This window comes from Reyranella sp. (assembly GCF_052439685.1).
Classification (GTDB): Bacteria; Pseudomonadota; Alphaproteobacteria; order Reyranellales; family Reyranellaceae; genus Reyranella.
The window spans coordinates 108,279-115,714 of record NZ_JBQVQG010000018.1 but is presented as its reverse complement, the minus strand read 5'-3'; the positions used below and the strand labels follow the sequence as shown (position 1 = coordinate 115,714).

Annotated in this window: 6 protein-coding genes and 1 pseudogene; 2 read left to right on the top strand and 5 right to left on the bottom strand. The window is 66.9% G+C overall.

What is annotated here, in order from left to right:
* Positions 1–1,051 (bottom strand): annotated as a pseudogene (locus ACT6UX_RS21095) (DNA mismatch repair protein MutS); the annotation flags it as partial.
* Positions 1,052–1,222: 171 nt separating this feature from the next.
* On the opposite strand from ACT6UX_RS21095, the gene ACT6UX_RS21090 reads away from it, so the two are divergent.
* Complete coding sequence (locus ACT6UX_RS21090) at positions 1,223–3,523, top strand: NADP-dependent malic enzyme (RefSeq protein ID WP_444777116.1); 2,301 nt, start codon at positions 1,223–1,225, stop codon at positions 3,521–3,523.
* 83 nt (positions 3,524–3,606) lie between these two features.
* On the top strand, positions 3,607–4,224 hold the full coding sequence (locus ACT6UX_RS21085; protein ID WP_444777115.1) for a LysE family translocator: 618 nt from the start codon (positions 3,607–3,609) through the stop codon (positions 4,222–4,224).
* Positions 4,225–4,227: 3 nt separating this feature from the next.
* Here the strand turns inward: ACT6UX_RS21085 and rnk are convergent, their stop codons facing one another.
* From rnk to ACT6UX_RS21065, 4 genes are all read right to left on the bottom strand, one after another.
* Complete coding sequence (gene rnk, locus ACT6UX_RS21080; RefSeq protein ID WP_444777114.1) at positions 4,228–4,638, bottom strand: nucleoside diphosphate kinase regulator; 411 nt, start codon at positions 4,636–4,638, stop codon at positions 4,228–4,230.
* Positions 4,639–4,832: 194 nt separating this feature from the next.
* Complete coding sequence (panE, locus tag ACT6UX_RS21075; RefSeq protein WP_444777113.1) at positions 4,833–5,765, bottom strand: 2-dehydropantoate 2-reductase; 933 nt, start codon at positions 5,763–5,765, stop codon at positions 4,833–4,835.
* An 8-nt stretch (positions 5,766–5,773) separates the two neighbouring features.
* Positions 5,774–6,706 carry a ketopantoate reductase family protein gene (locus tag ACT6UX_RS21070; RefSeq protein ID WP_444777112.1) on the bottom strand — a complete coding sequence of 311 codons (933 nt, stop codon included), beginning with the start codon at positions 6,704–6,706 and terminating at the stop codon, positions 5,774–5,776.
* Positions 6,703–7,398: a pyrimidine 5'-nucleotidase gene (locus ACT6UX_RS21065; protein WP_444777111.1), complete on the bottom strand. Its 696-nt coding sequence runs from the start codon at positions 7,396–7,398 to the stop codon at positions 6,703–6,705. Before ACT6UX_RS21065 ends, ACT6UX_RS21070 begins: the two co-directional genes overlap by 4 nt.
* Positions 7,399–7,436: the final 38 nt, after the last annotated feature.

Here is a 7,436-nt window from a genome sequence, read left to right as displayed (position 1 = left end):
GCACCCGCTCGCGCACGGCCGGCCGCTCGACGAAGAGCTGCACCAGGTCGAGCCGGCGCTCGATCTCGGTTCGGTCCGTCAGGGGCGCGGCGATGCGCTCGGCCAGCAGGCGGGCGCCCGGGCCGGTCAGGGTGCGGTCGATCGTGGCCAGCAGGCTGCCGTCGCGCCGCCCGTCGAGGCTTTTGACCAGCTCGAGATTGCGCCGCGTCGCCGGGTCGATCTCCATCGTGCCGTCGGCGCGCTCGCGGCGCGGCGGCAGCAGCGCCGGGCGCTTGCCGGCCTGGGTCAGCTCGACATAGTCGAGCAGCGCGCCACAGGCCGCGACCTCGGCGCGCGAGAAATCGCCGAAACTCTCCAGCGCCGCGACGTTGAAGGCCTGCAGCAGCCGCTTGCGGGCATTGTCGCTGTCGAAGCGGGCGGAGGGCAGCGGCGTCAGGACCGAGTTCCACTCCTCCAGCACGGTCTTGAGCGGCTCGCGGGCCAGCAGACGGTCCGGGATCAGCAATTCGCCCGGGGCCAGCCGGGCCAGGGCGGCGGCGAGCTGCCCCGGCAGCAGCGGCTGGGTCGCGAAATCGGCCGTCGAGAGGTCGAGCCAAGCCAGCGCCAGGTCGCCCTGCGCCTCGGACAGCGCCGCCAGATAGTTGTGGCTGCGCGCATCAAGCAGAGAATCCTCGGTCAGGGTGCCCGGGGTGATGACCCGCACCACGGCGCGCTCGACGACAGACTTCGCGCCGCGCTTCTTGGCCTCCGCCGGGTCCTCGATTTGCTCGCAGACCGCGACCTTGAAGCTCTGGCGGATCAGCCGCGACAGGTAGGCCTCGTGGCTGTGCACCGGCACGCCGCACATCTTGATGTCCTGGCCGAGATGCTGGCCACGCTTGGTCAGCGCGATGTCGAGCGCCGCCGAGGCCTTCACCGCATCGTCGAAGAACAGCTCGTAGAAATCGCCCATCCGGTAGAACACCAGATGGTCCGGGTGCGCGGCCTTGATCGCCAGATACTGGCGCATCATCGGCGTGGCCTCGGCGGGGATCGCTGAACTGTCGGGCACTGAATGCTTCCTCGGGAGAGGTTCGGTCTAGCACACGCCGCAGGGCGATCCATGTGGACGACAGGTGGACGATATTTGGGCACGGAAGTTGCGCTGCAGCGCGGGATGGGTGTCTGGCACGCGCGGCGGAATACCGCCAATATGCGTGCTCAATTGGGAGAGAAAAAGCAGATGGCGGGCAAGAGCTCGGAAGAAATGGTCAGCAACCAGATGGGCGATCTCGACGGCGACTCGCTGATCATGCATCGGACGGGGCGGCCCGGGAAAATCGAGATCATCGCCAGCAAGCCGCTGGTCACCCAGCGCGACCTGGCGCTGGCCTATTCGCCAGGCGTTGCCGCGCCCTGCCTCGCGATCGAAAAAGATCCGTCGACCGCCTACGACTACACGATCAAGGGCAATCTGGTGGCCGTGATCTCCAACGGCACCGCCGTGCTGGGCCTGGGCGACATCGGTGCGCTGGCCGGCAAGCCGGTGATGGAGGGCAAGGCCGTCCTGTTCAAGCGCTTCGCCGACGTCGACTGCATCGACCTCGAGGTCGACACCAAGGACGTCGACCAGTTCGTGAACTGCGTGCGCTATCTCGGGCCGACCTTCGGCGGCATCAACCTCGAGGACATCAAGGCGCCGGAGTGCTTCATCATCGAGCAGCGCCTGCGCGAGCTGATGAACATCCCGATCTTCCACGACGACCAGCACGGCACGGCGATCGTGTCGGCCGCGGGCCTGATCAACGCGCTGCACCTCACCGGCCGCGACATCAAGGACATCAAGATGGTGGTGAACGGCGCCGGCGCCGCGTCGATCGCCTGCATCGAGCTCGTGAAGGCGATGGGCATGCCGCACGAGAACGCCATCCTGTGCGACACCAAGGGCGTCATCTACCAGGGCCGCACCGAGGGCATGAACCAGTGGAAGAGCGCCCATGCGGTGCGCACCAAGGCGCGCACCCTGGCGGAGGCAATGAAGGGTGCCGACGTGTTTCTCGGCCTCTCGGTCAAGGGCGCGGTCACCAAGGAAATGGTCCAGTCGATGGCGGCCAAGCCGATCATCTTCGCGATGGCCAATCCCGATCCGGAGATCACGCCGGAAGACGTGCGCGCGGCTCGCGGCGACGCGATCGTCGCCACCGGCCGCTCGGACTACGTCAACCAGATCAACAACGTGCTGGGCTTCCCCTACATCTTCCGCGGCGCGCTCGACGTGCGCGCCACGACGATCAACGAGGCGATGAAGGTCGCCGCCGCCGAGGCGCTGGCCAAGCTCGCGCGCGAGGACGTGCCTGATGAAGTCGATCGCGCCTATTCCGGCCGCCGCCTGCGCTACGGACCGGACTATATCGTGCCGGTTCCCTTCGATCCGCGCCTGATCGTCGAGGTCTCCGCCGCCGTCGCCAAGGCGGCCATGGACTCCGGTGTCGCGCAGAAGAAGATCCTCGACATGGCGGAATACAAGCGCAGCCTCTCGGGCCGCCTCGATCCGACCAGCCACTTCCTGCAGAGCCTGTTCGAGCAGGTGAAGGCCAATCCGCAGCGCATCGTCTTCGCCGAGGGCGAGGAGGAGCGCACCATCCGCGCCGCCTTGATGTTCCGCGACAATGGCTACGGCACGCCGATCCTGATCGGCCGCGAGGAGCAGGTGCGCGAGACCATGAAGTCGCTCGGCATCAACGACGACACAGGGCTCGAAATCCACAATGCGCGCCTGTCGACCAAGAACGCCCCCTACACCGACCTCGTGTACAAGCGGCTGCAGCGTGACGGCTACCTGCACCGCGACGTGCAGCGCATGGTCAACCAGGGCCGCAACGTGTTCGGCGCCTGCATGGTCGCGGCGGGCGATGCCGACGGCATGGTGACAGGGATCACGCGGCGCTTCCCGGAGTGCTACGCCGACGTGAAGCGCGTGATCAACATCGACGCGGGCAAAGTGCCGATGGGCTACTCGATCGTCGTGTCGCGCCAGGGGACGGTGTTCCTCGCCGACACCTCGATCAACGAGACGCCCAGCCCCGAGCAGCTCGCCATCATCGCCAAGCAGATGGTGAAGAACGCCCGCATGATGGGACACGAGCCCCGGGTCGCGTTCCTCTCCTTCTCGAACTTCGGCAGCCGCGAGATCGAGCGCATCGACCGCATCCGCAAGGCGATCCGCCTGCTCGACGCCGAGCAGGTCGACTTCGAGTATGACGGCGAGATGCAGGCCGACATGGCGCTCGACTACGAGCTGCTCAAGTCGACCTATCCGTTCACGCGCCTCACCGGCCCGGCCAACATCCTGGTCATGCCGGGCCTGCACTCCGCCCACATCTCCTCGCGGCTGATGCAGTCGCTGGGCGGCGTGACGGTGATCGGTCCGGTGATCGACGGCCTGTCGAAGCCGGTTCAGATCGTACCGATGGGCGCCACCGTCAGCGACCTCGTGAACCACGCGGCGCTGGCCGCGTACGGAGCGCTGATCGCCGGTAGATGATAGAATTCCGTCCTCTCGACGGGAACGCCGCTCTGCGAGGCTCCGGTCGAGACGACGGATGTTTGGTTTAGGGAAGCGCCAAAGTGACTCTCGAAACCTGGTGGCTCTATGTCGGCGCCGTCGTGCTGATCTCCTGCACGCCGGGGCCGAACGTGCTTTTCGTGACGACACGCAGCATCCGTTACGGTCTCGGCCCCGCCTTCATCGGGGTCACGGGCTGCCTCACGGCGCTCGTGCTGATGCTGATGGGGTCGGTGGCGGGCCTCAGCGCGGTGCTGCTGGCGCTGCCCGGCGCCTTCGACATGCTCAAGATCGCAGGCGCCGCCTACCTCGTGTACCTCGGCATCCAGGTATGGCGCGAACCCGTGGCGGAACAGGTGCCGGCCCCGTCCACCGCCGCGTCAGGCGCAGCGCTGTATCGCGGCGGCTTCCTGGTGGGAATCAGCAACCCGAAGCTGCTGGTCTTCGCCGCCGCCTTCTTCCCGCAATTCATCGACCCCGCGCGTGCCGTGGGGCCGCAGTTCGCCCTCATGGTGGCGACCTTCCTCGGCATCGAGCTGTTCTTCTATTCGGTCTATGCGCTCTCGGGGCGCAAGCTCGCCGACCGGCTGATGCACGGCATCTGGCGCCGCTGGCTCAATCGCATCAGCGGCGCCGTCTTCATGGGCTTCGGCGTCGCCCTGCTGCGATTCAAGCCGTGAGGGTCAGGAGACCTTCATCACGGTGAGCCGGTGCTTGCGGCCATTGCGGGCGGTCCAGGAAATGGACTGGCCGACCGCGAGGCCGATCAGCGCGGCGCCGACCGGCGTCATTACCGACAGTTTGTGCGCGTCGCTGTCCTCGTCGGCGGGATAGACCAGCGTCTCGGTCAGTTCATGCTGCTCGCCATCGGTGCCGGCGTCGGAACGGAAGGTGACCTTCGATCCCATGCGCACGACGTCCGGCGGAACCTTGTCCTCGCTCACCACCTTTGCGCGCTCCATTTCCGACAGCAGCTCCTCGGCCACTTCCGGCAGCCGCTCCAGCGACGCGGTCGCGAGGTCGGTCAGGCGATCGCAGTCGGAGTCGCTGACGACGATGTTGGGGACGGAACGGTTACGTGCAACGGCGGGCATCGCGGATGCTCCTGCATTTGATGAGACGAATGGGATGTAATCGGTGATCGCAGAAACGCGATCGTGCCCCGATGCCGGGACACAGAGGCCGGCTCGGGGACTACGCTTCCGCGATCGGATGGTTCCGTCGCGGGACGCGCGAAAAGGGGCCCGAAAAGCTCATGAGAGGAGTTAAACCCCTCCCGTGCCGGCTTTCAAGCCGCTTTGCGTGCACGCTTCGCGAGGTAGACCTGGAGGTGCGCGTAGGCGAGGCGCAGGTTGGGCGTCGCGATGCCGGCCTTCTTGGCGCGGGCGATCATGTCGCCCACGATATGATCGGCCTCGACCATGCCGCCCTTCTCGAGATCGTGCAGCATCGAGGCGGTGAACTTCGAGCCCTTCACGGTCAGGAACGAGCGGATGGTCTTGAGACCCTTCTCACCCGGATCGTGCCCGGCGGCGGCCCCGACCTGGCGCCCCTCCTCGACGGTCTCCAGCACGATCGCCAGGCCCTCGTCGGCTTCGAGCACGTCGCCGGACGAGCCGCGCATCAGGCAGCAGGTCGCCGCCAAGGTGCACAGCATGATCCACTTGTCCCACAGATCCTGGACGATGTTGGCGTTCAGCCCGCCGTCGATGCCCGATGCCTTGATGGCGGCATCGAGCTCGACCAGCGCCGGGCGCGCCGACTTGCCGTCGCGTTCGCCGAACGAGATCACGGCGAAGGGGCTGGTGTGCAGAATGTGGCCGTGGCCGTCCATGGCGACGCCGACCCTCGCCAGACCGCCCACCACCTTCTCGGCACCGAAGCGGGCGTCGAGCGCCTCGAGATGGCGCATGCCATTCAACAGCGGCACGATCGTCGTATTGGCGCCGACTGCCGGGGCAATGGCATCCATCGCCGAATCGAGATCGTAGGCCTTGCAGGTCAGCAGGACGAGGTCGTACGGCCCGCCTTCTCCGCCGTTCGTGACCGTCTTCACCTTCTGGGTGACGTCGCCCTTGGTGCTCTTGATCACCAGCCCGTCGCGCTGCAGCGCCTCGTTGCGACCAGCGCGCACGAGGAACGTCACGTCGGCGCCGCTCTGGTGCAGGCGTCCGCCGACATAGCCGCCGATCGCGCCGGCGCCGAGGATCAGGATCTTCATGACAACCTCTACTTCAAGCCACCACGCGCGCGGCGGGCTTCGTATGTCTGCAGATGGGCGTAGGCATAGCGCAGGTTGGGCGCGGCGATGCCGTGCTTGCGGGCGCGCGCCAGCATGTCGCCGACGATCTGCTTGCCCTCCGCCGCGCCGCCCTTCTCCATGTCGCCCAGGATCGAGGCGACCGCCTTGGAACCCTTGGCCGTCAGCATGCCCTTGAGGTTGGCCACGACCTTGTCGCTGGGCGCCTGGCCTTCGGCGACGGCGACTTTCCGGCTCTCCTCGAGCGTCTCGGCGACGATCGCGGCACCGTCCTCGCTCTCCATGATGTCGCCGATCGTGCCGCGCATCGAGGCGCACATGCCGGCGATCGTCGACAGCATGATCCACTTGTCCCAGAGATCCTGGTTGATGTTGTCGTTCAGGCCGCCGTCGATCCCGGCCTTCTTGCAGGCCGCATCGAGTTCGACCAGCGAGGCGCGCGCCGGCTTGCCGTCGCGCTCGCCGAACGACACGCCCGAGGCGCCGCTGTGCAGGATCTCGCCGTTGGGGCCCAGCATGCCGGAGATGCGGGCGAGCCCGCCGGCCACGTGCACGGCGCCGAACTTCGCGTCGAGCGCGGCGAAATGGGCATGGCCGTTCAGCATCGGCACGATGACGGTGTCGGCTCCGACCGCCGGCGCGATGGACTCCATCGCCGAGTCGAGGTCGTAGGCCTTGCAGGCCAGCACGATGACGTCGTAGGGCCCGCCCTCGCCACCCTTGGTCACGACCTTGACCGGCACGACCGCGTCGCCCTTCGGGCTCTTCACGACCAGGCCTTCCGTGCGCACCTTCTCGGCGCGCTTCTCGCGCAGCAGGAAGGTGGTGTCGATGCCGGCCTGCGTGAGCCGCGCGCCCCAATAGCCGCCGACCGCGCCGGCGCCGAGAATCAGGATCTTCACGTCTTGAGGTTCCTTTCGGTCAACCAGTCGTCGAGCCACGTGGCGAGGTCGTCGGTCTGGTGATGGATGTGGCTGAGATCGGCGTCGGCCGCGCGCTTCACGCTCTCGTCGGTGCGGATCCACACCGTGCGCATGCCGATGTCGGCAGCAGGTTTCAGGTTGACGGAGATGTCGTCGGCGAAGGCGGCGCGGGTCGGATCGACGCCGTGCTTCTTCACCAGTGCGTCGTAGATCTGCGGATGAGGCTTGGGCCAGTACTCGCCCGCGGCGATGTCGAAGATCGCCTCGAAATGATGCGCCACGCCCAGCCGCTCCATCACGCGCTCGGCGTGCGGCACGTCGCCCGCGGTGAAGATGATCTTGCGACCGGGCAGCGCGCGCAGTGACGCTTCGAGCGCGGGATTGGCCTCGACCGGCGAGTAGTCGATGTCGTGGACGTAGTCGAGATAGTGCGTCGGGTTCACGCCGTGCAGGGTCATCATCCCGCGCATCGAGGTGCCGTGGTCGCGCCAGTATTGCTTCTGGACGATTCGCGCCTCTTCCGGCGTGACCTTCAGCCAGTCGGCGATGTAGCGCCCGATGCGCACGTCGACTTGCGCGAACAGGTTGCAGCGCGCCGGATAGAGCGTGTTGTCGAGGTCGAACAGCCACACGTCCGGATCGTGCGCGGGGGGATCGTATTTGCGGGCCATGGGACGCATGGATTACCGGCCAGCCGTGCGCTTGTCGA

What these genes read in the sequence shown, in the direction of transcription:
- rnk (WP_444777114.1), bottom strand. Translation starts at nt 4,638, where the DNA reads ATGCCCGCCGTTGCACGTAACCGTTCCGTCCCCAACATCGTCGTCAGC.
- panE (WP_444777113.1), bottom strand. Translation starts at nt 5,765, where the DNA reads ATGAAGATCCTGATCCTCGGCGCCGGCGCGATCGGCGGCTATGTCGGC.
- ACT6UX_RS21065 (WP_444777111.1), bottom strand. Translation starts at nt 7,398, where the DNA reads ATGGCCCGCAAATACGATCCCCCCGCGCACGATCCGGACGTGTGGCTG.
- ACT6UX_RS21090 (WP_444777116.1), top strand. Translation starts at nt 1,223, where the DNA reads ATGGCGGGCAAGAGCTCGGAAGAAATGGTCAGCAACCAGATGGGCGAT.